This is a genomic window from Desulfosporosinus cupriresistens, assembly GCF_001707885.1.
Lineage (GTDB): Bacteria > Bacillota > Desulfitobacteriia > Desulfitobacteriales > Desulfitobacteriaceae > Desulfosporosinus.
In genome coordinates this window covers 50,732-75,700 of sequence record NZ_MASS01000008.1, presented here as the reverse complement: position 1 = coordinate 75,700, position 24,969 = coordinate 50,732, and the positions used below count along the sequence as shown (strand labels likewise).

Annotated in this window: 24 protein-coding genes, 2 tRNA genes and 2 other annotated features; all 26 genes read left to right on the top strand. The window is 45.4% G+C overall.

From position 1 onward, the window contains the following. The first annotated feature begins 47 nt into the window (after nt 1-47). The 26 genes from ispF (at nt 48) to rplC (ending at nt 24,966) form a co-directional block, all read left to right on the top strand. Nucleotides 48-533: a 2-C-methyl-D-erythritol 2,4-cyclodiphosphate synthase gene (gene ispF, locus DSBG_RS05050; protein WP_068963132.1), complete on the top strand. Its 486-nt coding sequence runs from the start codon at nt 48-50 to the stop codon at nt 531-533. Nucleotides 534-537: 4 nt separating this feature from the next. Continuing rightward, complete coding sequence (gene gltX / locus DSBG_RS05045; RefSeq protein ID WP_068963108.1) at nt 538-2,001, top strand: glutamate--tRNA ligase; 1,464 nt, start codon at nt 538-540, stop codon at nt 1,999-2,001. A gap of 111 nt (nt 2,002-2,112) precedes the next feature. Next, nucleotides 2,113-2,330: a binding site (T-box leader), on the top strand. A 76-nt stretch (nt 2,331-2,406) separates the two neighbouring features. Next, nucleotides 2,407-3,153, top strand: coding sequence for a serine O-acetyltransferase (gene cysE, locus DSBG_RS05040; protein WP_068963131.1), 747 nt, complete (start codon nt 2,407-2,409; stop codon nt 3,151-3,153). Further along, nucleotides 3,050-4,486 carry a cysteine--tRNA ligase gene (gene cysS, locus DSBG_RS05035; protein ID WP_068963107.1) on the top strand — a complete coding sequence of 479 codons (1,437 nt, stop codon included), beginning with the start codon at nt 3,050-3,052 and terminating at the stop codon, nt 4,484-4,486. The genes cysE and cysS overlap by 104 nt, the downstream gene beginning before the upstream one ends. 20 nt (nt 4,487-4,506) lie before the next feature. Beyond that, nucleotides 4,507-4,911, top strand: coding sequence for a Mini-ribonuclease 3 (locus DSBG_RS05030; protein WP_068963106.1), 405 nt, complete (start codon nt 4,507-4,509; stop codon nt 4,909-4,911). 30 nt (nt 4,912-4,941) lie between these two features. Next, entirely contained in the window at nt 4,942-5,619 is a 678-nt protein-coding gene (gene thyX / locus DSBG_RS05025) for an FAD-dependent thymidylate synthase (RefSeq protein WP_068963105.1), read from the top strand. Continuing rightward, nucleotides 5,616-6,377, top strand: a complete 762-nt coding sequence (rlmB, locus tag DSBG_RS05020; RefSeq protein WP_176716172.1) for a 23S rRNA (guanosine(2251)-2'-O)-methyltransferase RlmB — start codon at nt 5,616-5,618, stop codon at nt 6,375-6,377. The genes thyX and rlmB overlap by 4 nt, the downstream gene beginning before the upstream one ends. A 380-nt stretch (nt 6,378-6,757) precedes the next feature. Beyond that, the gene (gene sigH, locus DSBG_RS05015) at nt 6,758-7,408 is read left to right on the top strand and encodes an RNA polymerase sporulation sigma factor SigH (RefSeq protein WP_040411757.1); all 651 of its coding nucleotides are present in this window, start codon (nt 6,758-6,760) and stop codon (nt 7,406-7,408) included. Nucleotides 7,409-7,515: 107 nt separating this feature from the next. After that, a tRNA-Thr gene (locus tag DSBG_RS05010) sits at nt 7,516-7,591 on the top strand. Between the two features lie 105 nt (nt 7,592-7,696). Then, nucleotides 7,697-7,771 (top strand) — tRNA-Met (locus DSBG_RS05005). A gap of 135 nt (nt 7,772-7,906) precedes the next feature. Further along, nucleotides 7,907-8,056 (top strand): 50S ribosomal protein L33, encoded by a 150-nt coding sequence (rpmG, locus tag DSBG_RS05000; protein WP_009617633.1) that lies wholly within the window; start codon nt 7,907-7,909, stop codon nt 8,054-8,056. Nucleotides 8,057-8,125: 69 nt separating this feature from the next. Further along, nucleotides 8,126-8,347, top strand: coding sequence for a preprotein translocase subunit SecE (gene secE, locus DSBG_RS04995; RefSeq protein ID WP_068963103.1), 222 nt, complete (start codon nt 8,126-8,128; stop codon nt 8,345-8,347). A gap of 43 nt (nt 8,348-8,390) precedes the next feature. Next, complete coding sequence (gene nusG, locus DSBG_RS04990) at nt 8,391-8,918, top strand: transcription termination/antitermination protein NusG (protein ID WP_009617630.1); 528 nt, start codon at nt 8,391-8,393, stop codon at nt 8,916-8,918. Between the two features lie 35 nt (nt 8,919-8,953). Next, nucleotides 8,954-9,382, top strand: a complete 429-nt coding sequence (rplK, locus tag DSBG_RS04985; protein ID WP_009617628.1) for a 50S ribosomal protein L11 — start codon at nt 8,954-8,956, stop codon at nt 9,380-9,382. Nucleotides 9,383-9,432: 50 nt separating this feature from the next. Next, complete coding sequence (rplA, locus tag DSBG_RS04980) at nt 9,433-10,125, top strand: 50S ribosomal protein L1 (protein ID WP_009617625.1); 693 nt, start codon at nt 9,433-9,435, stop codon at nt 10,123-10,125. A 47-nt stretch (nt 10,126-10,172) separates the two neighbouring features. Then, nucleotides 10,173-10,305, top strand: a sequence feature (ribosomal protein L10 leader region). A 249-nt stretch (nt 10,306-10,554) separates the two neighbouring features. Beyond that, nucleotides 10,555-11,082, top strand: a complete 528-nt coding sequence (gene rplJ, locus DSBG_RS04975; RefSeq protein WP_068963102.1) for a 50S ribosomal protein L10 — start codon at nt 10,555-10,557, stop codon at nt 11,080-11,082. Between the two features lie 48 nt (nt 11,083-11,130). Beyond that, complete coding sequence (gene rplL / locus DSBG_RS04970; RefSeq protein WP_009617621.1) at nt 11,131-11,511, top strand: 50S ribosomal protein L7/L12; 381 nt, start codon at nt 11,131-11,133, stop codon at nt 11,509-11,511. A 381-nt stretch (nt 11,512-11,892) separates the two neighbouring features. After that, nucleotides 11,893-15,285 carry a DNA-directed RNA polymerase subunit beta gene (gene rpoB, locus DSBG_RS04965; protein ID WP_068963101.1) on the top strand — a complete coding sequence of 1,131 codons (3,393 nt, stop codon included), beginning with the start codon at nt 11,893-11,895 and terminating at the stop codon, nt 15,283-15,285. A 27-nt stretch (nt 15,286-15,312) separates the two neighbouring features. After that, entirely contained in the window at nt 15,313-18,747 is a 3,435-nt protein-coding gene (rpoC, locus tag DSBG_RS04960) for a DNA-directed RNA polymerase subunit beta' (protein ID WP_068963100.1), read from the top strand. A 65-nt stretch (nt 18,748-18,812) separates the two neighbouring features. Then, nucleotides 18,813-19,064 carry a L7Ae/L30e/S12e/Gadd45 family ribosomal protein gene (locus DSBG_RS04955; protein ID WP_009617615.1) on the top strand — a complete coding sequence of 84 codons (252 nt, stop codon included), beginning with the start codon at nt 18,813-18,815 and terminating at the stop codon, nt 19,062-19,064. A gap of 108 nt (nt 19,065-19,172) precedes the next feature. Continuing rightward, nucleotides 19,173-19,592 carry a 30S ribosomal protein S12 gene (rpsL, locus tag DSBG_RS04950; protein ID WP_009617608.1) on the top strand — a complete coding sequence of 140 codons (420 nt, stop codon included), beginning with the start codon at nt 19,173-19,175 and terminating at the stop codon, nt 19,590-19,592. A 53-nt stretch (nt 19,593-19,645) separates the two neighbouring features. Continuing rightward, the gene (rpsG, locus tag DSBG_RS04945; RefSeq protein WP_009617606.1) at nt 19,646-20,116 is read left to right on the top strand and encodes a 30S ribosomal protein S7; all 471 of its coding nucleotides are present in this window, start codon (nt 19,646-19,648) and stop codon (nt 20,114-20,116) included. A 39-nt stretch (nt 20,117-20,155) separates the two neighbouring features. Beyond that, nucleotides 20,156-22,234: an elongation factor G gene (gene fusA / locus DSBG_RS04940; protein WP_068963099.1), complete on the top strand. Its 2,079-nt coding sequence runs from the start codon at nt 20,156-20,158 to the stop codon at nt 22,232-22,234. Nucleotides 22,235-22,317: 83 nt separating this feature from the next. After that, a complete protein-coding gene (gene tuf / locus DSBG_RS04935; protein ID WP_068963098.1) occupies nt 22,318-23,520 on the top strand; it encodes an elongation factor Tu in 1,203 nt (400 codons plus the stop codon). Nucleotides 23,521-23,833: 313 nt separating this feature from the next. Then, nucleotides 23,834-24,139 carry a 30S ribosomal protein S10 gene (gene rpsJ / locus DSBG_RS04930; RefSeq protein WP_009617600.1) on the top strand — a complete coding sequence of 102 codons (306 nt, stop codon included), beginning with the start codon at nt 23,834-23,836 and terminating at the stop codon, nt 24,137-24,139. A gap of 197 nt (nt 24,140-24,336) precedes the next feature. Then, nucleotides 24,337-24,966 carry a 50S ribosomal protein L3 gene (gene rplC, locus DSBG_RS04925; protein ID WP_068963097.1) on the top strand — a complete coding sequence of 210 codons (630 nt, stop codon included), beginning with the start codon at nt 24,337-24,339 and terminating at the stop codon, nt 24,964-24,966. The last annotated feature ends 3 nt before the right edge of the window (nt 24,967-24,969 follow it).

The following is a 24,969-nucleotide window of genomic DNA, read 5'->3' as shown; positions in this document are numbered from 1 at the left end:
ATCTCGAACTTCGAACCTCGCGCTTCGCGCCTCGCGAAAGGGGTGTGTTGGTTATAAAAGTTGGAATCGGATATGATGTACATGCTTTGGTTGAGGGGAGACCTTTAATTCTTGGAGGGGTTAAGATTCCCTATGAATGTGGTTTGCTTGGACATTCGGATGCGGATGTTCTAATTCACGCAATCATGGATTCTCTTTTAGGAGCTTTGGCATTAGGAGATATAGGGGCACATTTTCCGGATCATGACCCTCGCTACCGCGGTATTTCAAGTTTGGCCTTATTGGAGCAAGTCATGGGACTTATTGAAGAGCAGGGGTATCGCGTAGGAAATATTGATAGTATCATTGTGGCAGAGCGTCCTAAACTTGCTCCTTTTATCTCCCAGATGCGCTCTAATCTTACGCGCGCTATGAAGATGGACGAATCATGTGTGTCAGTGAAAGCGACAACAACCGAACGCTTGGGATTTGAAGGCCGGGGAGAAGGAATCGGTGCCCAGGCGATTGTAAACTTGGAAAAAGTTGGAGGATAAATTTATGGAAATTCGCGTTCGGTTTGCACCCAGCCCGACAGGCCCACTCCATATTGGTGGGGCCAGATCCGCTTTGTTTAATTATTTATGGGCTCGTAAAAACAAGGGAACCTTTATTGTTCGAAGTGAGGATACTGATTTAGAGCGTTCCAGTCGAGAATCAGAACATAATATTTTGGAATCGCTGCGTTGGCTTAATATACAGTGGAATGAAGGAATTGAGGTTGGCGGAGAGCATGGTCCTTATCGCCAAACAGATCGCTTAGAGCTATACCGAGAATATACTAATAAACTTTTGAACAGTGGTCACGCTTACTATTGCTATTGTACGGAAGAAGAGTTAGAGCAAGAGCGTCAAGACTTGATTGCCAAGGGGGGGACCCCTCGTTACCAGGGTAAATGTCGTCAATTAACATCGGAGCAACGGGCAGCTTATGAAGCTGGAGGCCGCAAGCCTGTTGTGCGTTTCCGTGTGCCTGAAGGGCAAGCGATCCATATTAAGGATCAGGTCCGTGGTGATGTGGTGTTTGAGAGTGATGGAATTGGGGATTATGTTATTGTCAAATCAGACGGAATACCCACTTATAATTTTGCAGTCGTGGTTGACGATGCTACCATGAACATCACGCACGTTATTCGTGGGGAAGAGCATCTCTCTAATACGCCGCGTCAAGTTCTGATTTATCAAGCATTGGGGTTGCCCGTACCTGAATTCGCGCATATTTCTTTAATCCTAAATACAGAAGGCGGGAAAATGAGCAAGCGGGATGGCGATACCGCGGTTATGGACTATCAGAAAAAGGGGTATCTCCCGGAAGCCATCGTAAACTTTATTGCCCTCCTGGGATGGGCTCCGTCTGGAGAAGAAGAGTTTTATACCCTGGACGAATTGGCAGAGGCTTTTTCGCTTGATCGTGTTTCCAAAAGCCCGGCAGTTTTTGATATCCAGAAGTTGAACTACATTAATGCTCACTACCTTAGAGAAGCACCTCCTGAACGCATAGCTGAACTTGCTTTACCGTATGTACAGGAATTGGGCATTCTCCCTCAAGGAGAGCAGTCTGTGGAACAGCAGCAATGGTGTTTGGGTTTTATTAAAGCGATTTCCGAGAAAATATCCTATGTGGCAGAGCTGAAAGATTTTATTCACTATTTTCACGGTGCGATACCGCTGGAAGCAGAGAGTGAGGCCGTGGAGGTCTTGAAGGGGGAACAGGTACCCGTTGTTTTGGGGTTATTCAGAGAGAAAGTGCGTGAAGCAGACCTGCTTTCTGAAGCTACGGTTAAAGTCCTCTTAAAGCAAATAACGAAAGAGTTGAAACTTGGAGGCAAATTAGTGTACATGCCTGTTCGAGTCGCTTTGACAGGACAGATGCATGGACCGGAATTATACGATGTCATCCCCTTGTTGGGGCGCGAGAATGTTTTAAAACGACTTGAAGTCACCGAAAAACGTTATTTAACGTAAAATATAGGGTAAGCTAGGAAGGATCGGAAGACCTGTTTGTTGACAGGGATTGGTTACTATCCTATAATAAATAAATATCAAAACTTTGCTCCATACCATAATTCAATATTAGTTTGGACGATGATGGGAAAGAGTACAAAGAGAAATTGCAACAAGCGAAAATGGGGCAGTGGAAGCCATTTGCAAGGAACCTTTGGAAGTGCGTCCCTGAGTTGATCGGCAGAAACCTGAAGTATGCCTATCCGTAATGACTGCGTTAAAGTTGTAAGCTGGAACGAACGGCATGTTCGTTCAAACAGAGTGGGACCGCGGAATCTTTCGTCTCTGGACGAAGGGTTCTGCTTTTTGTATTTATTTAAAGGTTTTCACGGATAATATCAGGGAGAGGAAAGGGTGAGGCTAAAGATGTTCCGACAGGTTCGTCGTGATATTCGAGTAATCTTTGAAAGAGATCCTGCAGCGAAAAGTATTTGGGAAGTCATATTTTGTTATCCGGGGTTTCATGCAGTGCTTTTTCACAGAGCGGCACATTGGCTGTATCGACATAAGTTAGTACTCTTGCCGCGCATGATTTCTCAGCTCTCTAGGTTCCTTTCCGGGATCGAAATTCACCCGGGTGCTAAAATTGGTCAAGGTTTCTTTATTGATCACGGCACTGGTGTGGTCATTGGTGAAACAGCGGAAGTCGGAGATAATGTTACCTTATATCAAGGGGTCACACTGGGAGGGACTGGAAAAGAGAAAGGTAAGAGGCACCCGACGATTGGAAATAACGTGGTGATTGGAGCCGGGGCAAAAGTTCTAGGTTCTTTTAAAGTTGGAGATAACGTAAAAATTGGCGCAGGGTCGGTTGTCAATAAACCCGTTCCCAGTGATACAACCGTGGTAGGAGTTCCGGGTCGGATTGTCCTTCACCATGGGGTCCCGATTAAGGACCCTGATTTAAGACATGATGAATTACCTGATCCGGTAAATGAGATGTTAAAATGCCTAATGCAGAGAGTAGAGTATTTAGAACAACGTCTAAAAGAAGAGGAGAGTCGATGTAATGTCTTTGAAATTATTCAACACCATGACCCGTCAAAAGGAAGAGTTCCAACCCCGGGAGAGCGGGAAGGTGGCGATGTACGTTTGCGGACCGACGACCTATAACTATTTCCATGCGGGGAATGGACGGATGTTTGTCGTATTTGATATGATTCGTCGTTATTTCATGTATAAAGGGTATGATGTCCGTTACATCCAAAATTTTACGGATGTGGATGACAAGATTATTCAGCGTGGTAAAGTTGAAGAGATGGATCCTTTGGCTTTAGGCCAAAAATACATTGAAGAATATTTTAAAGATGCCAAAGAATTAAACCTCCTCCCCGCTACCATACACCCCAAGGCTACCGAACATATTCCGGAAATGATCGAGATTATTCAGGAACTTGTGAGTAATGGGTTAGCGTATGAAACGGATGGGGATGTTTACTTTGCAGTCGACCATTTCCCTAATTATGGGAAGTTGTCCGGTAGAACGCTTGAAGATATGAAGGCTGGGGCCAGGGTTGAGGTGGATGAACGAAAACATCATCCCATGGATTTTGCACTTTGGAAAAAAGCCAAGCCGGAAGAGCCTTTCTGGGAAAGTCCGTGGGGAAATGGACGTCCTGGTTGGCATATTGAATGCACAGCGATGTCTTTAAAATATCTTGGGTCTGGATTTGATGTTCACGGAGGCGGGGAAGATCTTGTTTTCCCACATCATGAAAATGAGATTGCCCAAACGGAAGGGTACCTTAAAGGGCAGACGTTTGCCCATTATTGGATGCACAATGCGTTTTTGACGATCAATCAAGAGAAGATGTCTAAGTCTTTAGGCAATTTTTTTACAATCAGGGAGTTACTTGCTAAATTTTCAGGTGAAGTCATTCGATTTTATTTACTAGGGACTCATTACCGCAGCCCATTGGATTTCAATGATCAGAACCTGGTGATGGCCCAAAAAGGGTTGGAGCGGCTGCATACCAGCATTCGTTTGGCCCAAGAAGCGCTGGATCGAGAGGGCTCTTCGTCAAACGAACAGATTGAGGCAGAATTATTTAAAGCTGCCAAAGAAGCGCGCGAAGCATTTGAAAAAGCGATGGATGATGATTTTAATTCAGCATTAGCCTATGCTGCGCTCTTCGAATTAGCTAAAACGATGAATGGGTGTGTCCAGGAAAACCCAGCTCCTTCAGAAGCGTTGGCGACAGCTCAAAAGACCCTCGTAGAACTTGGCGGCGTGCTTGGCATCGACCTACTTCATTCGGTCCAAGTTCCTGCCGCAAACGATGAAACGCTTAAGCAGGTTATGGAGGTTGTGTTACAGATCCGGTCACTTTCCCGCCAGAAGAAAGATTGGGAAATGGCAGATTTTATTCGTGATGCGCTCAAAGATAAAGGTATTGTCATTGAGGATACCCCGCAAGGTGCGAGGTGGCAAATAAGAGGAAACTAAGTAGTTGAAAAGGAGAATCCATGCGAAATTGGCAGGAAATGAATGCCTTAACATTGGCCTACTTGGGAGATGCGGTCTACGAACTTTGGGTTCGTACACATCTGCTGGAGCTGGGGTATGAAAAAGTCAAGGAACTTCACAAACAAGCAATCAGCTATGTTCGTGCCAGTACCCAAGCTCAACTTTTGCGCGTCCTTTTGCCAGATCTCGATGAAGTTGAACAGCGAGTTGTTTTACGTGGACGAAATGCCAAGGGAGGGCATCCCAAAAATGTAGATGTGGTGACCTATCGGCATGCGACAGCGTTTGAATGCTTAGTAGGTTATTGGCATATGAACGGACAAATCGAGCGTATGCAATGGGCATTTAACAAGGTCGACAACATGCTTCAGGAGGAATTGCTGAAAGAGGCAGAAAATGTCTGAAAAGTAAAGAGAAGAGAGGGAACTGTTACGATGCGTGTGGATCTCATTCAATACACACCTGATCCAGAAAAAGTAGTTGCCGCCGCTGCCCGCTTGTGCTATTCAGCGGACCCGGTACCTGATCTTTTACAACATTTAGAGGATGAGGCGGTGGCAAGCTTCGTCCGTAAATTACGAGAGATGGGCCATCTTTCCACTTTTGAGCATGTAAGTTTTCAGTTTTCTATAGATGGTGTCTCGCGTGCACTTTCCCACCAGCTTGTACGCCATCGGATTGCGAGTTATTCTCAGCGTTCCCAGCGGTATGTCGAAGAAAAAGGCTTTGAGTTTGTCATTCCGCCAAGTGTAAAGCAAAACGCTGAATCGTTAGGACGCTTTGAAAAGGTTATGGCCCGTCTCCAAGAAGACTATCAGGAACTCTTAAGTTGTGTGCCGCCAGAAGATGCCCGTTATGTCTTGCCTAATGCCTGCACAACTTCACTAATGGCTACGTTTAATGCTCGATCATTATTGAACTTTTTTGAACATCGAACTTGCATGAGGGCACAGTGGGAGATTCGTTCCTTGGCGGAAAAGATGCTGCAATTGGTACGCGCCGTAGCTCCCAATCTCTTTAGCGAAGCGGGTCCGACTTGTGTAACTCAAGGGGTCTGTCATCAAGGCAAGTATAGCTGTGGAAGATTGAAATCCCTGAAAGGAAAGAAGTGAACTACTTGAACGATGAAATAGTTTACGGGAAAAATCCTGTTTTAGAGCTTCTGAAAAGCGGAAAGCCCGTTAACAAAGTTCTTATTCTGTCGGAAGGTCCAAATGGACGTAATCAAGAAATTATCGCGCTATTGCATGAAAAGAGTATTCCTTACCAGTTTGTGGATCGTCAAACGCTTGACCGAATAACGGATCGAGAGCGACACCAAGGAATGCTTGCTTACATCGCTGCAAGAGAATATTCCAGTATCGACGACATTCTAGCCTTAGCGGAAGAGCGGCAAGAAGATCCCTTTATCTTGATGCTTGATGAGATCGAAGATCCACATAATTTAGGTGCACTTCTGAGGACGGTAGATGCTGTTGGAGCCCATGGAGTAATCATTCCCAAACGGAGAAGTGTCACTTTGACGGGCACGGTTGCCAAAACATCTGCTGGGGCAGTAGAGTATGTGCGTGTCGCACGAGTGAGTAATTTGGTTCAGGCGTTGCAGGAATTGAAAAAGAGAGGGTGTTGGGTGTCTGGGGCTGAAGCGGGAGGGAGAGGAGCCTTCGAAGCGGATCTCACAGGTGCTCGAGTTATTGTAATCGGTAGCGAAGGGAAAGGCATAAGTCGTTTGCTTCGCGAGAAGTGCGACGAGATCGTTAGTTTACCTATGAAGGGGCAGGTTACTTCGCTAAATGCTAGCGTTGCAGGGTCAGTTATGCTTTACGAAGTTCTCAGACAGAGAATTAGTTCTACTAATCAGAAAGTGTAACTTTTTGTTGCATACTTTCTGGAAGGTCCCTTCTCGCCATCCTGCAAGAAGGTTAATACGTGCGAAGACAGTGTCTTCGTGGTGCCAGCCAAGTTTTCTTTAGAGGGATAAAGCACGAGTTATAATCTGCGAAACTCTAAGCCCGATCCCAATTTTGGATCGGGGGTTTAGGCTTGCTATTTTTTCAATTTCTAAAAAGTTTGTATGCAAACAATTTCGTGCTACGGACTTCAGGCATCTAAACTTCGCTAATAGCGACAGAACAACCAAAACTTCGCCTTGACGCTTTTCTTTAGGGTCGAGTATAATGAGAATGTTCTCGTGGACAAGGGCGAGGCGGATTTCGTCTTCTTCATGACGACATTGTAGGGGGGATCAACTTGACTCTTCAAGCCCAATCAGAACTACCGGAATGCGAAATCATCGACGTTATCGTGGATGAAGAGGTGGTTGAGCTTGCAAAGGAAGGCGACACTACTGCACTGGAGCACCTAATCAACAAATATAAAAACTTTGTTAGGGCCAAAGCGCGTTCTTACTTTCTCATTGGAGCTGATCGTGAAGATATTATCCAAGAGGGTATGATCGGACTCTATAAGGCCATTAGGGACTTTCGTGGCGACAAACTTTCTTCCTTTCGGGCTTTTGCCGAATTATGTATCACCCGTCAGATTATTACTGCGATTAAAACAGCAACCCGGCAGAAACACATTCCCCTAAACTCATATGTTTCTCTAAATAAACCCATTTATGACGAAGATTCTGATCGAACACTTTTAGATGTAATTTCGGGAACTCGAATTACCGATCCGGAAGAACTTATTATCAGTCGGGAAGAATTTGACGACATCGAGGAAAAAATGGGTGAAATCCTCAGTTCCTTGGAGTGGAAAGTACTGATGTCTTATTTAGAAGGGAAATCTTATCAGGAAATCGCCGTAGATTTGAGGAGACATGTAAAATCTATTGATAATGCGTTGCAAAGGGTTAAAAGGAAGCTCGAGCGCTATTTAGAACGAAGAGATGGATGATTTTACATATACCCTCAGAAATAAAAAAGCTTGCATTGCCAAAAGAAAGATGGTATACTGCATAAGTGCCTAGCGATAATGTGTCGAATAAAGCACGAATAATTAGTGCCGATGTAGCTCAATTGGTAGAGCAGCTGATTTGTAATCAGCAGGTTACAGGTTCGAGTCCTGCCATCGGCTCCATTAAGGTAGTCATTAAATTTGAATAGGGTTTCCCAGGTGGGCACACTAATTCACGGAACAGATGGCAAAGTGCTAGGCATCTTGTACAGCTGGGTTATGCAACTTCGCGGGGTGGAGCAGTGGTAGCTCGTCGGGCTCATAACCCGAAGGCCGTCGGTTCAAATCCGGCCCCCGCAACCAAGTTCAATCAGACAGCAAAGCTGTCTTTTTTGTTATAAGATATTTTTTCTTGACAGAGAAATTGTCTTGTGATAAAGTATTTTGAGTAATGTATTAAAATACAGCGTCCTACCGTTGTCCGGGAGGTGTTCGTGAATGCGTGTTGGCATTATTTTAGCGTGTACGGATTGCAAGCACCGTAACTATGCTACAATAAAAAATAAGAAAAATAATCCAGATCGTTTGGAGGCTCAGAAGTTTTGCAAGTTTTGCAAGACTCACACTCTTCATAAAGAAACGAAGTAATTTTTTTTGCAATGGTTTAGACTGTACGCCAGGAAGCGTTGTCACAGTGTCGTGTAAGGAAGTGAAGTGATGGGCGCGTTGAAAAAACCGGCCAATACTCAGCGACAGACGGATAAGGTAGCGGAGTATTTCCGTGGGGTTTTGAGCGAGTTAAAGAAAGTTCATTGGCCTAGCCGTAGACAGTTGCTCACCTACACAGCGGTTGTGTTTGTTGCGGTGGCGATTGTTTCAGTTCTGATGTGGTTTGTCGATAGTGGCTTAAGTTGGGTCTTGACCAAGTTACTGCCCTAACCCCGTGAGTCTCTAAGGCAGTGTCTGAGGAGGTCCCTGAGAAATGGCAAAAGACTGGTTTGTTATTCACACATATTCCGGGTATGAAAACAAAGTAAAGATGAATCTCGAAAAACGAGTCGAGTCCATGAACATGGAAGAAAAGATTTTTCGTGTACTTGTTCCGATGGAAGATGAAATCGAGTTCAAGAACGGAAAAGAAAAGGTCACTAAGCGCAAGGTCTATCCAGGCTATGTACTCGTCGAAATGGAAATGACAGACGATTCATGGTATGTTGTACGTAATACACCTGGAGTAACTGGGTTTGTTGGAACTGGAACAAAGCCAATTCCTTTACTCGATCAAGAAGTTGTAAAGATTTTGCAACAAATGGGGATGGATGAAGTCCACACGCGGATTGATTTTGAGATTAATCAAAGTGTCCAAGTTATTGCTGGTCCCTTTAAGGACTTCGTGGGAGTGGTTCGTGAAATCCTTGCAGACAAAGGCAAACTGCGGGTCGAAGTGTCCATGTTTGGACGAGAGACTCCGGTTGAGTTGGAGTTCGCACAGGTTCAAAAACTCGACTAAGGGAAGAGATACTTTAACAAGGAGGTGTAATGACAATGGCAAAAAAAGTAATTGGATTGGTAAAATTGGCGATTACGGCAGGGAAAGCTACACCAGCACCTCCGGTTGGTCCAGCTCTGGGTCAACATGGGGTCAACATTATGGCCTTCTGCAAAGAATACAATGAACGCACCAAGGATCAAGCGGGACTTATTATTCCGGTTGAGATTACTGTCTATGAGGATCGTTCTTTTACCTTTATCACCAAAACTCCGCCGGCAGCAGTATTGCTTAAAAAAGCGGCGAATATTACTTCCGGTTCTGCTGAGCCGAACCGCAAAAAGGTTGCAAGCGTCCCCAAATCTAAGGTGCGCGAGATCGCGGACATAAAGATGAAGGATCTGAATGCAGCAACAGTCGAAGCAGCAATGCGCATGATTGAAGGTACAGCGCGGAGCATGGGCATCGATGTTGTAGAGGGCTAAAATTACTGTGGGAGGGTTTAGACCCGCATAACCACAAGGAGGTTAAAAGAATGGCTAAAGTAGGTAAAAAGTATCAAGAGGCAGTAAAATCTTTTGATCGCAATATGCTTCATGAACCGGCAGAGGCATTTGCAGTTGTAAAAGCTAATGCTAAAGCAAAGTTTGATGAAACAGTTGAAGTCGCTTTTAAATTAGGCATTGACACTCGTCATGCAGACCAACAAATTCGTGGCGCAATTGTGCTACCTAATGGAACGGGTAAAACTCGGTCAGTGTTGGTATTTGCTAAAGGGGATAAGGCCAAAGAGGCAGAAGCAGCTGGTGCAGACTTTGTCGGCGCAGAAGACATGATTGCGAAAATCGAGCAAGGCTGGTTTGACTTTGAAGTTGTTGTTGCAACGCCAGACATGATGGGAATGGTTGGTAAATTGGGCCGTGTTCTCGGACCTAAAGGACTTATGCCAAACCCGAAAACTGGAACGGTCACACCTGATGTAACTCGTGCGATCAAAGAAATTAAAGCTGGGAAGATTGAATACCGTGCAGAGAAGGCTGGTATTATACATGCGCCAATTGGCAAAGCCTCGTTCAGCGCGGATCAACTGTTAGAGAACTATCGTGTGTTAGCGGAGACTATCGTTAAAGCTAAACCTGCAGCTGCAAAAGGTCAATATATGCGCAGTGTTACGGTTTGCTCAACAATGGGTCCTGGTGTACGCATTAACCCTGCAAAAGCTCTATAATAAGAGCATGTTCTTGACAGTATCTTGTAAATGGGATAGACTTACCAAGAATTGAATAATGTCCGCTGTAGAAAGCAGGCGCCGAAAGGCTTAATGTCCTGCCGAGGTTGGAAGACAAGCCGATAGATACTTATTTGGCGTTCTTAACCTCTGCAGGCGCGGAGGTTTTTTGCTGCACTAGTCAGAAAGTATAAACTTCGTTTGCATACTTTCTGGAAGGTCACTTCTCGCCATCATGGCACCTTGCCAACCTGCAAGAAAGCTAATATGTGCGAAGACAGTGTCTTCGGGCGGTGCTCTAATCTCGAACGTCCTGTTCGAGTCTTGGCTACAGGGACACTCGGCCATCCATGGCCAGCGCATAAGTGCAACTAGGCAGTCGCCTGCCAAGTTTTCTTTAAGTTTATCTGAAGGAAGGAGGTATACAGAATGCTTAATATAGAAGAAAAAGGCCAAGTCGTTTCGGAAATTAAGGAGAAGTTCCAACAAGCTTCAAGTGTTGTATTGGCTGACTATCGTGGTTTGACAGTAGCCCAAGTGACCCAATTGCGTACTCAATTGCGTCAAGCTGGAGTGGAGTATCGAGTTTTGAAAAACACACTCGTACGTCGTGCAGCCGATGAAATTGGAGTAGAGGGTCTAGAATCTTATCTAAAAGGACCGACAGCGCTTGCTTTTAGTGCAGATCCTGTTGCTCCCGCTAAAATTTTAATGGAATTTGTGAAGGTAAATAAACTCAAAACATTTAAAATTAAGGCTGGGGTTTTAGAAGGAAAGGTAATTGGTGCAGAGGGTGTTAAAGCTCTGGCTGAACTTCCTTCACGCGAAGTTCTCCTTGCTATGGTCTTACGTGGAATGCAGGCGCCTCTTGCTGGTATGGTCAACGTTCTCCAAGGACCGATCCGCAAAATGGGATATGCCTTGGAAGAAGTGCGTAAGCTCAAGGCAGCACAATAGTCTAATGATCTTCGTCAAAAAGTATTCATATTTTAAGGAGGAAATAAAATGTCTAAAGTAAATGAAATCCTAGAATCCGTTAAAGGTTTAACAGTTCTCGAGCTATCTGAATTGGTTAAGGCGTTTGAAGAAGAGTTTGGTGTTAGCGCGGCAGCTCCTGTAGCAGTTGCAGGCGTAGCTGGAGGCGCAGCTCCTGCAGCTGAAGAAGCAGAAGAAAAGACAGAATTTGATGTTATGCTCATGAATTGCGGAGCTTCTAAAATTGGCGTTATCAAAGTTGTTCGTGAAGCAACAGGCTTAGGTCTCAAAGAAGCTAAAGATCTCGTAGACAATGCTCCAAAAGCAGTCAAAGAGAAAGTTACTAAGGACGAAGCTGAGGCTCTGAAGGCTAAATTAACCGAAGCTGGCGCAACCGTCGAAGTTAAATAAGATTTAGAGAAATAGAGAAGGTACTCTCTCGAGGAGGGTACCTTCTTTAATTATGATAAAGAATGCTTAATGTAGAACAGTACTTGAAAGAATAAAATAATACTTGACAGGGTGTTATGGTTTTGTTATAATCTATGAATGTTACCATGCCTAATTGGAATTATTGCTTAATATGTCCATGCTATGGTAATAACTTGTAAACATTGGTAATATTTTGCATTGATTTGGGTAATAAGGAGATATTATCTTGAAATTATCGCAATAATTCGGAACACCATAAACAGTTAAAGCGAGGTTTTATATAAAGGCCTTGCTTTTGGCTGTATATGTCAATATATTATACCTCATTGAGAGGAAACCGCACTGAGGGGTGAAACGCAAATGTTCTATCCTGTTAAGGTTGGGACACGGGAGCGCTGGAGTTACTCCAGAATCCGGGAAGTCCTCGACATGCCGAATTTGATTGAAATTCAGCAGAACTCCTATCGTTGGTTTCTTGATGAAGGGTTGCGCGATATGTTTCGCGATATTTCACCGATTCAAGATTTCACAGGCAATCTCGTTTTGGAATTTATTGACTATAGCTTGGGAGAGGCTAAATATCAGGTAGAGGAGTGTAAGGAACGTGATGTCACATTCGCAGCGCCTCTACGCGTAAAGGTACGCCTCATTAACAAGGAAACTGGAGAAGTAAAGGAACAGGAAGTCTTTATGGGGGATTTCCCGCTAATGACGGACAAAGGCACGTTTATTATCAATGGCGCTGAACGTGTTATTGTCAGCCAGCTTGTACGTTCGCCAGGGGTCTATTATGCAGAACAAATTGATGCGAGTGGTAAGAAACTCTATGGGGCTACAGTTATTCCGAATCGTGGGGCTTGGTTGGAATTCGAATCGGATGTGAACGATAATATCTTTGTAAGGGTTGACCGAACAAGGAAATTACCGGGCACAGTTCTTATTCGAGCTTTAGGATACGCAAGCAACGGCCAGATTTTGGAGTTGTTTAACGATAATGAATATATCCGCGCTACATTGGAAAGAGACAACTCGGAATCAACAGAAGAAGCTTTGGTTGAAATCTATAAACGTTTAAGACCAGGGGAACCCCCGACAGTCGACAGTGCGCGTTCATTGTTGGAAGCACTGTTCTTTGATGCCAAGCGCTATGATTTAGCCAAGGTTGGTAGGTATAAACTCAATAACAAACTGGGCTTGGATATTCCAATGGATGTTCGACATTTAACTCGTGGGGATATCGTGGCCGCAGTTCGGCGACTGCTGGCCTTAATGGATGGGGAAGGTCATAAGGATGACATCGACCATCTAGGAAATCGTCGGTTGCGCTCGGTTGGGGAACTTCTCCAGAATCAGTTCCGAATCGGTTTATCTCGTATGGAACGCGTGGTCCGCGAACGGATGACGATTCAGGACGTCGAAGTGATTACCCCTCAGGTATTAATTAATATTCGACCTGTGGTTGCTGCAATCAAGGAGTTTTTTGGTAGTAGCCAGTTGTCGCAGTTCATGGACCAAACCAATCCATTGGCTGAGTTAACACATAAGCGTCGTTTAAGTGCTTTGGGCCCTGGGGGTTTAAGCAGAGAACGCGCAGGATTTGAAGTGCGTGACGTTCATCATTCCCACTATGGCAGGATGTGTCCAGTAGAGACGCCGGAAGGTCCAAACATTGGGTTGATTGGCTCTTTAAGCACGTATGGCCGTATTAATCCTTATGGATTTATCGAAGCCCCTTACCGTAGAGCTGATAAAGAGAGCGGTAGGGTTACCGATGAGATACATTATTTAACTGCTGACCAGGAAGAGAAATATGTTGTGGCTCAGGCGAATGCGCCACTTGATGAAAATGGCAAGTTCCTTGGAGAGAAAATTGATGGTCGTCATGGTCCGGACTTTGTTTATGTGTCGCCGAGCTTGGTCGACTACATGGACGTTTCTCCAAAACAGATGGTATCCATTGCAACAGCACTTATCCCATTTCTCGAGCATGATGATGCGAATCGAGCGTTGATGGGATCGAATATGCAACGTCAGGCTGTACCACTCTTGCGCACGGATTCACCTTACGTAGGGACTGGAATGGAATACAAGACAGCTAAGGACTCTGGTGTTTGTGCAGTTACTAAACAAGCTGGAGTTGTAGAGCGGGCGACTGCCGACGAAATTATTGTGCTTCATGATGATGGAACAACCGAAAAACACAAGTTACTCAAATATTCACGTTCCAACCAGGGGACCTGCATTAACCAGAGACCCATTGTTATGAAAGGGGAACGGGTTGAAGCAAGTCAGATTGTAGCGGATGGTCCGTCGACTGACCATGGAGAGCTTGCCTTAGGACGTAACGTGCTCGTGGCCTTCATGACTTGGGAAGGGTATAACTATGAGGATGCGATCCTCATTAGCGAAAAACTTCTGCGAGAGGATTACTATACATCCATTCATATAGAAGAGTATGAATCGGATGCTCGTGATACGAAGCTCGGTCCTGAAGAAATTACTCGCGATATTCCCAACGTCGGGGAAGATGTATTGAAGGATCTTGATGAACGTGGAATTATCCGAATTGGGGCAGAAGTTCGTCCGGGAGATATCTTGGTTGGAAAAGTAACCCCGAAGGGTGAGACGGAGCTCACGGCCGAAGAGCGTCTGTTGCGTGCGATTTTCGGAGAAAAAGCACGTGAGGTGCGTGATACCTCCTTGCGTGTACCTCACGGAGAAGCTGGGAAAATCGTTGACGTTAAAGTATTTACCCGTGAAAATGGGGATGAATTATCTCCTGGCGTTAATCAACTCGTTCGTGTTTACATTGCCCAAAAGCGGAAGATTTCTGTCGGTGATAAAGTGGCAGGTCGCCACGGCAACAAAGGGGTTATTTCGCGGATAATGCGTCAAGAGGATATGCCGTTTATGCCGGATGGCACACCAATTGAGATTGTTCTCAATCCGTTGGGTGTTCCTTCTCGGATGAATATTGGTCAGGTTCTGGAAACGCACTTAGGTAGGGCAGCTAAAGCCTTAGGGATCCGCATCGCGACGCCAGTCTTTGACGGTGCTACTGAAAATGACATTTTCGAGACTTTGGAAAAAGCGGGCCTTCCAGCTGATGGGAAGACCATCTTATATGACGGACGCACGGGAGATCCGTTCGATAGTAAGATAACCGTTGGCTACATGTATGTACTCAAGCTTCACCATTTGGTTGACGATAAAATTCATGCTCGCTCGACGGGTCCATACTCCCTTGTGACGCAGCAGCCGTTGGGTGGTAAAGCTCAATTTGGAGGCCAACGTTTCGGAGAAATGGAAGTTTGGGCCTTGGAGGCCTATGGTGCGGCTTATACTTTGCAGGAAATTTTGACTGTGAAATCAGACGATGTCGTTGGTCGAGTAAAGACTTACGAAGCAATTGTCAAAGGTGAGAACATCCCTGAGCCGGGAATTCCAGAATCCTTTAAGGTATTAATTAAAGAAATGCAGAGTTTGGGACTTGATGTAAGAGTCTTATCTGCAGATGATCAAGAAATCGAGATTCATGATACGGATGAGGATATTACGGAAACCGCAAAAGAACTCGGCATAGATCTGCACGAGGAACTCGCACCTCCGGCGACACGCATTGTTGCCACAAAGGATGAAGACGAACTCTTGACCGATGAGGATGAACTCATAACCGACGAGGAAGACCCGCTCGATGAATTAAATGAGGAAGTCCTTGAGGAAGAAGATATAGATCTAGGCGATCTCAAATAGTCCCCCGGACGAAAGGAGCGATAAGGATTGCTAGACGTCAATAACTTCGACCGCATGCGTATTGGCTTAGCTTCACCGGATATGATCCGTGAGTGGTCATTTGGAGAGGTAAAGAAGCCTGAAACCATAAACTATCGGACCTTAAAGCCGGAACGGGAAGGCCTGTTTTGTGAGAAAATATTTGGTCCGACGAGGGACTGGGAATGTCACTGCGGAAAATATAAACGTGTTCGATATAAGGGGATCGTTTGTGACCGTTGTGGAGTCGAAGTGACCCGTTCAAAAGTTCGGCGTGAACGAATGGGACATATTGTACTCGCTGCTCCGGTATCACATATCTGGTATTTTAAAGGGATTCCGAGCCGTATGGGGTTATTGCTGGATATGTCCCCTCGTGCTTTGGAGAAAGTGCTGTACTTTGTCTCGTATATTGTGACAGATTCCGGTGATACATCTTTGATAAAGAAACAACTCCTGACCGAAACGGAGTATCGAGAATACCGTGATAAGTACGGAGATCGTTTCCAAGCAAGCATGGGAGCGGAAGCTGTTAAGCAGTTGCTGGAAGAGATGGATTTAGACAAACTTAATGACGAACTACGGATAGAGTTAAAAGAGGTATCTGGACAACGCAAGATTCGAGCCATTCGTCGCCTCGAAGTTGTTGAGGCCTTTAAATCCTCAGGAAATCGTCCGGATTGGATGATTATGGATGTCGTCCCGGTGATTCCACCTGAATTGCGACCGATGGTGCAGTTAGATGGTGGGCGGTTTGCCACATCTGACCTTAATGATCTTTATCGTCGAGTTATTAATCGGAACAACCGTTTAAAGCGTCTTTTGGATCTGGGTGCACCAGACATTATTGTACGTAATGAAAAAAGGATGCTCCAAGAAGCAGTCGATGCTTTGATTGATAATGGTCGTCGTGGACGTCCAGTGACAGGCCCGGGAAACCGCCCGCTTAAATCTCTGAGTGATATGTTAAAGGGAAAACAAGGGCGATTTAGACAAAACCTTTTGGGAAAACGGGTGGATTATTCCGGACGATCGGTTATTGTTGTTGGGCCAAATCTCAAACTTCATCAGTGTGGTCTTCCCAAGGAAATGGCCTTGGAGCTTTTCAAACCGTTTGTGATGAAGAAGCTTGTCAATGAGGGGCATGCCCATAATATTAAAAGCGCTAAACGTATGGTTGAACGGGTTCGTCCAGAAGTTTGGGATGTCCTCGAAGAAGTAATCTCCGATCACCCAGTACTCCTGAATCGGGCACCAACGCTACACCGTTTAGGGATTCAAGCTTTTGAGCCAATTCTTGTTGAAGGGCGCGCTTTGCAGATTCATCCGTTAGTTTGTACAGCATATAATGCGGACTTTGATGGAGACCAAATGGCGGTCCACGTTCCTTTATCGGCAGAGGCTCAGTCTGAGGCGAGATTGCTCATGCTAGCTTCTCATAATATCCTGAACCCCAAAGATGGACGGCCAGTACAAACACCGACCCAGGATATGGTTTTGGGATCCTATTACTTGACTATGGATCGCCCGGGTGCTTTTGGTGAAGGGAAAATATTTAAAGATTATGATGAAGCCGTATTGGCTTACGATACAAAAGAAGTACACTTGCAGGCTAGTATAAAAGTTCGCCGCAACGGAGAGCTTTTAGAGACAACTGTAGGTCGATTGATATTCAATTCGGTCATTCCGCCCGAAGTTGAGTATGTCAACCATGTTGTAGGTAAAAAAGGCCTTGGAGATATTGTGGCTAATACCTATCGCAAAGCGGGTTACGAAGCGACGTCACGCTTGCTGGACGGGCTAAAAAGCCAAGGATTTAAATTCTCAACACGGGCAGGAATGACCGTCGGTTTGACGGACATTACGGTTCCCGAGGAGAAGACTCAGATTCTCGCTGACGCGGACGCAGCGGTTGCCAAAACGGAGCAACAATATCGCCGCGGTTTGATTACAGATGAAGAGCGTTATAACTTGGTCATTGATACATGGGCTAAAGCAACTAAAACTGTGACGCAGGCTTTGATGGATACACTTGATCAGTTTAACCCTGTGTATATGATGGCGACTTCAGGGGCCCGGGGTAATATTCAACAGCTCAGACAATTAGCAGGGATGCGGGGACTGATGGCTGACCCATCAGGACGGACAATTGAGTTGCCAATCAAGGCGAATTTCCGGGAAGGGTTAACCGTTTTGGAATACTTTATTTCCTCTCACGGTGCTCGGAAAGGTCTGGCGGATACTGCTTTGCGGACAGCTGACTCTGGTTATCTGACTCGTCGTTTAGTTGATGTATCTCAAGATGTGATTGTTCGTGAAGAAGACTGCGGAACTTTAGCAGGTATTATGGTTGAAGATATCAAAGATGGTCCTGAAATCATTGAACCTTTAGTAGAACGTCTTGTCGGCCGCTTTGTTCTGGAAGAGATTCGCCATCCAGAGACAGGAGAGGTGTTTGCTACACCTGAGTCTGAAATAACAGAGGAGCAGGCAGCCGAGATTGTCAGGGTATTTGATTCAGCTATAATCCGTTCGGTTCTCACATGCAAGTCACGTTATGGTGTTTGCAAAAAGTGCTACGGTCGAAACCTTGCAACCGGACGTCCGGTTGAGATGGGTGAAGCTGTTGGTATTATTGCAGCTCAATCCATTGGTGAACCTGGAACCCAATTAACCATGCGTACATTCCATACAGGTGGTGTTGCGGGGGATGACATAACCCAGGGTCTTCCACGGGTAGAAGAGCTGTTCGAAGCCCGTAAACCTAAAGGGCAAGCGATCATCGCAGAAACAATTGGTAAGGTGTCGATCAGTGAAGTTAAGGGACGACGTGAAGTAGATCTACTCACTGACGCCGACGAGCATATAACCTATTCCATACCTTATGGATCACGCCTTTGTGTAAAAGAAGGGCAGATGGTCGAAGCGGGTGATGAGCTGACAGAAGGAAGCATTAATCCCCATGACATGTTGAAAGTCAAAGGTCAACGTGGGGTGCAAGTCTATCTGGTTGGCGAAGTTCAACGAGTCTATCGACTTCAAGGGGTGGATATTAACGACAAGCATATTGAAGTTATGGTTCGGCAGATGCTGCGGAAGGTGAAAATTGACGATGCTGGAGATACAAGCTTGCTTCCAGGTGGTCTAATTGACGTCTTTGACTTCCAAGACGAGAATGCGCAGGCTATTATTGAAGGTGGGGAACCGGCCGTAGCTCACCCAGTACTTTTAGGTATCACTAAGGCTTCTCTGGCGACAGATTCCTTCCTCTCCGCGGCTTCTTTCCAAGAAACGACCCGAGTTCTTACAGAAGCAGCTATTAAAGGAAAAGTTGATCCGTTACTAGGCTTAAAAGAAAATGTAATTATCGGGAAATTAATTCCTGCAGGCACAGGCATGACGAGGTATCGGACAATTAAAACTTTGGATCCGAAATTGATTTGAATTATTGACACCTCTGAATGCAAATGATAGACTACAATAGTGTGATTAAGGGGGAAAGCATTTTGATGCTTGATGAAACCTTGAAACGCGCCAAACAGAAAACAGTTGGGTTGAAACAAACCCAACGAGCCCTAGAAAAAGGGCTCGTTCGGCGTGTGTATGTTGCCAAGGATGCTGAAACACATGTTCTTCGTCCAATTTTAGAATGGTGCAGTAACCATCATGTAGAACACATTGAGGTTCCGACTATGAAGGAATTGGGAAAAGCGTGTGGGATCGAAGTAGGTACAGCAGTAGCAGCTGTGTTGGAAGATTAGTGGTTTACAAGAGTAAGTTTGCCTAAATGCAGGTTTTGGAATTGCTTGCATAATGCTGCTGCAAGCAATTCCTTGTATATTGATTTGATTTAGAAAGGAGGTGGAGATATGCCGACAATTAACCAACTCATCCGTAAAGGTCGTGCCACAATTGAGCAAAAATCGACAGCTCCAGCTTTACAGTGGGGCTATAACTCACTTAAACGTAAGCAATATCCATCAGGAGGATCACCTCAAAAACGGGGAGTTTGCACCAGGGTTTATACTACAACTCCTAAGAAACCTAACTCTGCACTGCGAAAGGTTGCTCGTGTGCGCTTGACTAATGGACTTGAGATCACCTCTTATATCCCAGGAATTGGCCACAATTTGCAAGAACACTCCGTGGTTCTCGTCCGTGGTGGTCGTATTAAAGACCTTCCTGGCGTACGATATCACGTCGTTCGTGGAGCCTTGGACACAACTGCTGTTCAAAAACGCGCTCAAGGACGCTCGAAATATGGAGCAAAACGTCCGAAAAAAGCCTAGGTTTATAAGCCTATTAAAAGCTAATAGAAATACGGTACAAAGGAGGGAAATAAATGCCACGTAAAGGATATATTGCGAAACGCGAAGTTCTGCCCGATCCGATTTACAAAAATCAGACCGTAACGAAGTTTATCAATCAAATTATGTTAGATGGTAAAAAAGGAACGGCAGAGGCTATTTGCTACAACGCATTTAATATTATTCAAGATAAAGTCGGTAAAGACCCACTTGAAGTTTTTGGCACTGCATTGAAAAATGTTATGCCAGTATTAGAAGTGAAGGCCCGCCGTGTTGGTGGTGCAAACTATCAAGTTCCTATCGAAGTACGAGCCGAGCGTCGCTCGACACTAGCTCTGCGTTGGCTTGTTGCCCAGGCGCGTAAGCGCGGCGAGAAGACCATGCAGGAAAAGATTGCCGGAGAATTGCTCGATGCCTCTAACAACACTGGTGGTTCTGTCAAGAAGAAGGAAGATATGCATAAAATGGCTGAAGCGAATAAGGCTTTTGCGCATTACAAATGGTAGTTTGAGGCACACTGATTTTGACAGAAAGGGGGATTCACAGTGGCAAGGCAATTTTCGCTAGAAAAAACGCGTAATATTGGAATTATGGCCCACATCGATGCTGGTAAAACGACCACAACGGAACGCATACTTTTTTACACTGGACGAGTGCATAAAATTGGAGAAGTTCACGATGGTGCGGCTACAATGGACTGGATGGTTCAGGAGCAAGAACGTGGTATAACTATTACTTCTGCGGCGACAACCTGCCAATGGAGAGATAATCGTATCAACATTATTGATACACCAGGGCACGTGGACTTCACAGTAGAAGTTGAGCGTTCTCTGCGGGTACTTGATGGTGCAGTAGCGGTATTCTGTTCTGTCGGCGGAGTTGAACCACAATCCGAAACCGTCTGGCGTCAAGCGGATAAATACAAAGTTCCACGGATTGCTTTTATTAATAAAATGGACCGGATGGGCGCTGACTTCTTCCGTGGTGTTTCGATGATAGCTGACCGTTTAGGGGCTAATCCTGTTCCGATCCAATTACCGATTGGCGTTGAGGAAAACTTCAAAGGTATCGTGGATTTAGTAACGATGACGTCCACTGTCTATATGGATGATTTAGGCACAACTGAAGAACACAGTGCGATCCCTGAAGACTTGGCCGAATTAGCCACCGAGTATCGTGAGAAGCTGATTGAAGCTGTCGCTGAAACAAGTGAAGAGCTCATGATGAAGTATCTCGAAGGGGCAGAAATCTCTGAGCAAGAAATTCGGGACGGTATACGTCGCGGAGTTGTTGGGAACAAATTTATTCCAGTTCTTTGTGGTTCAGCGTTCAAGAACAAAGGGGTACAACCCCTGCTTGACTGTGTCGTCGATTACATGCCGTCTCCGCTTGACGTGCCACCCATTAAAGGGGTACATCCGGATACAGGCGCAGAAGATCAAAGAACAGCTTCGGATTCAGAACCATTTTCAGCGCTGGCCTTCAAAATCATGGCTGACCCATTCGTAGGTAAATTGGCCTTCTTTAGAGTGTATTCTGGTGTGTTAAGCGCAGGTTCTTATGTTCATAACTCAACTAAAGGTAAGAAAGAGCGTATTGGACGTATTCTGCAAATGCACGCCAATCACCGTGAAGATATCCAAGAAGTACGTTCAGGGGATATTGCAGCTGCAGTTGGCTTGAAAGACACCACAACCGGAGATACCTTGTGCGATGAGAAGATGCCTATTATCTTAGAAAAAATGGTGTTTCCTGAGCCTGTAATTGATGTGGCGATTGAGCCTAAGACGAAAGCTGACCAGGAAAAAATGGGTGGCGCGCTATCTCGTCTTGCTGAAGAAGATCCGACGTTTAGAATGCGCACGGATATAGAAACTGGGCAGACGATTATTGCTGGAATGGGCGAGCTCCATCTGGAAATCATTGTTGACCGCTTACAACGGGAATTTAAAGTACAGTGCGACGTAGGTCGTCCACAAGTTGCTTATAAAGAAACCATTCGTAAGACTGTTAAAGCTGAAGGGAAGTTTGTTCGCCAATCTGGTGGTCGTGGACAATACGGTCACTGTTGGGTCGAGCTAATGCCTCTTGAGCCAGGCAGCGGTTTTGAGTTTGTCAACAAAGTGGTTGGGGGAGTTATTCCTAGAGAATACATCAACCCGATTGGTGCTGGTATAGAAGAAGCCTTGCAAAATGGTATTCTGGCTGGCTACCCTGTTCTTGACATTCGTGCTACCGTTTATGACGGTTCTTATCACGATGTAGACTCTTCAGAAATGGCCTTTAAGATTGCCGGATCGATGGCCTTTAAAGCAGGTGCCCTCAAAGCTGACCCTGCAATTATTGAGCCTGTCATGAAGGTTGAAGTGACAGTTCCTGAGGAATACATGGGGGACGTCATTGGCGACATCAGTTCACGCCGAGGACGTATAGAAGGAATGGAAGCACGTGGCAATACTCAAGTTGTGCGCGGATTTGTTCCTCTTTCTGAAATGTTTGGTTATTCTACTGACTTGCGTTCAGCCACTCAAGGTCGTGGCGTCTATGTTATGCAGTTTGACCACTATGAAGAAGTACCCAAAGGCATTGCTGAAGGTATTATTGCCAAGCGTCAAGGTGCCTAAGTTGGGTTTGAAGTTCGAATTCGAAGTTCAAAACCTTAATGAATTATACAATCATCACTATTATTTTAAAGGAGTGAAGAAAAATGGGAAAAGCGAAATACGAACGTACCAAACCACATGTTAACGTTGGGACCATTGGTCACGTCGACCATGGTAAAACTACGACGACAGCGGCAATCACCGTTGTTCTTTCTAAAGTCGGAGGCGCGGTAGCAACTGCGTTTGACCAAATCGACAAAGCTCCTGAAGAGCGTGAGCGTGGAATTACCATTTCTACAGCCCATGTAGAGTATGAGACAGAGAACCGTCACTATGCACACGTTGACTGCCCAGGCCACGCGGACTATGTTAAAAACATGATCACTGGTGCTGCTCAAATGGACGGCGCGATTCTATGTGTTTCTGCTGCTGACGGCCCAATGCCGCAAACCCGCGAACACATTCTCTTGGCTCGCCAAGTTGGTGTTCCTAGTATTGTTGTATGGCTTAACAAAGCAGATATGGTCGACGATGAAGAACTCTTAGAGTTAGTTGAAATGGAAATTCGCGAACTCTTAAGTATGTATGAATTTGATGGTGACAATATCCCCATCATTCCTGGTTCAGGTCTCAAAGCCCTTCAATGCGGTTGTGGATCACGTGATTGCGAGTGGTGCGGTAAGATCTGGAATCTGATGGATGCTGTTGACTCTTATATCCCAACTCCAGAACGCGACACCGACAAACCATTCTTAATGCCTGTCGAGGATGTTTTCACGATTACTGGTCGTGGTACTGTGGCAACTGGTCGTGTAGAGCGTGGACGGGTTAAAGTTGGAGACGAAGTCGAAATCGTTGGTTTATCAACCGACTCCCGTAAGACAGTTGTAACTGGAGTTGAAATGTTCCGTAAACTTCTTGATTCTGCCCAAGCCGGTGATAACATTGGTGCGCTACTGCGTGGCGTTGAGCGTAAAGACATCGAGCGTGGTCAAGTTCTAGCCAAAGCTGGATCGATTAAACCTCATACGAAATTCTCAGGTGAGGTTTACATCTTGAATAAAGAAGAGGGTGGACGTCATACACCGTTTTTCCACAACTATCGCCCTCAATTCTACTTCCGTACAACCGATGTAACTGGTGTAATCACACTTCCAGAGGGAACTGAAATGGTTATGCCGGGAGACCGTGTGACGATTGATGTTGAACTCATCACTCCAATCGCTATGGAAGAAGGACTCCGCTTTGCTATCCGTGAGGGTGGTCGAACCGTTGGTTCAGGTATCGTTGCCAAAATCAACGCCTAATTGAAAACTGAGAGCATTTCGTAGATAGGAAGAGAAAGAGATTCTTCTTCTCTACAAGCGAAGGTCGGATACCAAGGCGTCTGATGATTGAGTCCCGTACTCAGCTATCCGCCGTCTGGCATCTGGCCTCTGATTTCTGGCAGGTCGGATAATGGTGTGTCGGATCATTAAGTTCAGTACTGGTCTGGCCTCTGGCATCTGACCTCTGATTTCTGGAACGGCGTAAAAGGTTGCTGGGCAGGTGACTCCCCTTGAACCAGGGAATTTTTGCGTCCTAAACCCGTATAACGGGAATTATGAGGAGGTTTAACTTATGAGCCAAAAAATTAGAATCCGGCTTAAAGCATTTGATCACAAAACACTTGACCAATCAGCCGAACGCATCGTAGAAACGGCAAAGCGCACTGGCGCACAAGTCAGCGGTCCGATACCCCTTCCGACTGAGAAAAGCGTCTACACGATTTTACGCTCGCCTCATGTCAACAAAGATTCTCGAGAGCAGTTTGAGATGCGCACTCATAAACGATTGATTGATATTCTTGAGCCTACGTCTAAAACTGTGGATGCGCTTATGCGTTTAGACTTGCCCGCTGGTGTGGATATCGAAATCAAACTCTAATTGGCTCATGAGTAAAATTTATTGCGAACATGAGTAGCTAAATATTGTGTTCTGTGATATACTGTCGTTATGTTTGTTGCGAGAAACGCCCGGTAACGTGGAGTAGTTGCCGGGGAATCGTGACAAGGTAAATAAATCGACGCTCTCGTGCTCCAGAATAGTCTGGCGCACTTCAAAGCGTTCAGGAGGTGGCATTCGTGTCAAAAGGAATTTTAGGTAAAAAAATTGGCATGACTCAGATCTTCACAGCAGAAGGTCGTGTCGTACCAGTCACTGTTGTCGAGGCAGGTCCTTGCCCAGTGGTACAGAAGAAAACTGTTGCGACAGATGGCTACAACGCTATTCAGATTGGCTTCTCGGTGCTTCGGGAAAGCTTAAGCAACAAGCCGAGAAAGGGACATTTCCAAAAGGCTTCACTTAAGCCGATGCGGTATGTTCGTGAGTTCAAGGTCAACGATGTTGATTCTTATGAAATCGGTCAAGAAATCCAGGTTAATCTGTTTACTGTGGGTGACAAGATTGATGTTGTCGGTACCGCTAAGGGAAAAGGCTTCGCTGGAATGATTAAGAGACATTCTGCAAGTCGCGGACCGATGGCTCATGGATCAAAGTATCATCGTCGTTCAGGTTCCCTTGGCGCGAAGGGCCCGGCTCGCGTATTTCAAGGTCGTAAGCTGCCAGGACGTATGGGCGGCCAACGTGTAACAGTACAAAACCTGGAAGTTGTCCGGGTTGATGCAGATAAAAACTTGATCCTGATCAAAGGGGCTCTACCAGGAGCGAATAAATCGTTGCTCATTCTTAAGCCTGCTGTAAAGGCGAAGTAACAC

What these genes read in the sequence shown, in the direction of transcription:
- rplA (WP_009617625.1), top strand. Translation starts at nt 9,433, where the DNA reads ATGGCTAAAGTAGGTAAAAAGTATCAAGAGGCAGTAAAATCTTTTGAT.
- DSBG_RS05030 (WP_068963106.1), top strand. Translation starts at nt 4,507, where the DNA reads ATGCGAAATTGGCAGGAAATGAATGCCTTAACATTGGCCTACTTGGGA.
- rpmG (WP_009617633.1), top strand. Translation starts at nt 7,907, where the DNA reads ATGCGTGTTGGCATTATTTTAGCGTGTACGGATTGCAAGCACCGTAAC.
- thyX (WP_068963105.1), top strand. Translation starts at nt 4,942, where the DNA reads ATGCGTGTGGATCTCATTCAATACACACCTGATCCAGAAAAAGTAGTT.
- rpsG (WP_009617606.1), top strand. Translation starts at nt 19,646, where the DNA reads ATGCCACGTAAAGGATATATTGCGAAACGCGAAGTTCTGCCCGATCCG.
- tuf (WP_068963098.1), top strand. Translation starts at nt 22,318, where the DNA reads ATGGGAAAAGCGAAATACGAACGTACCAAACCACATGTTAACGTTGGG.
- rpoB (WP_068963101.1), top strand. Translation starts at nt 11,893, where the DNA reads ATGTTCTATCCTGTTAAGGTTGGGACACGGGAGCGCTGGAGTTACTCC.
- DSBG_RS04955 (WP_009617615.1), top strand. Translation starts at nt 18,813, where the DNA reads ATGCTTGATGAAACCTTGAAACGCGCCAAACAGAAAACAGTTGGGTTG.
- rpsJ (WP_009617600.1), top strand. Translation starts at nt 23,834, where the DNA reads ATGAGCCAAAAAATTAGAATCCGGCTTAAAGCATTTGATCACAAAACA.
- rpsL (WP_009617608.1), top strand. Translation starts at nt 19,173, where the DNA reads ATGCCGACAATTAACCAACTCATCCGTAAAGGTCGTGCCACAATTGAG.
- rplJ (WP_068963102.1), top strand. Translation starts at nt 10,555, where the DNA reads ATGCTTAATATAGAAGAAAAAGGCCAAGTCGTTTCGGAAATTAAGGAG.
- rplL (WP_009617621.1), top strand. Translation starts at nt 11,131, where the DNA reads ATGTCTAAAGTAAATGAAATCCTAGAATCCGTTAAAGGTTTAACAGTT.
- cysE (WP_068963131.1), top strand. Translation starts at nt 2,407, where the DNA reads ATGTTCCGACAGGTTCGTCGTGATATTCGAGTAATCTTTGAAAGAGAT.
- gltX (WP_068963108.1), top strand. Translation starts at nt 538, where the DNA reads ATGGAAATTCGCGTTCGGTTTGCACCCAGCCCGACAGGCCCACTCCAT.
- rplK (WP_009617628.1), top strand. Translation starts at nt 8,954, where the DNA reads ATGGCAAAAAAAGTAATTGGATTGGTAAAATTGGCGATTACGGCAGGG.
- nusG (WP_009617630.1), top strand. Translation starts at nt 8,391, where the DNA reads ATGGCAAAAGACTGGTTTGTTATTCACACATATTCCGGGTATGAAAAC.
- cysS (WP_068963107.1), top strand. Translation starts at nt 3,050, where the DNA reads ATGTCTTTGAAATTATTCAACACCATGACCCGTCAAAAGGAAGAGTTC.
- secE (WP_068963103.1), top strand. Translation starts at nt 8,126, where the DNA reads ATGGGCGCGTTGAAAAAACCGGCCAATACTCAGCGACAGACGGATAAG.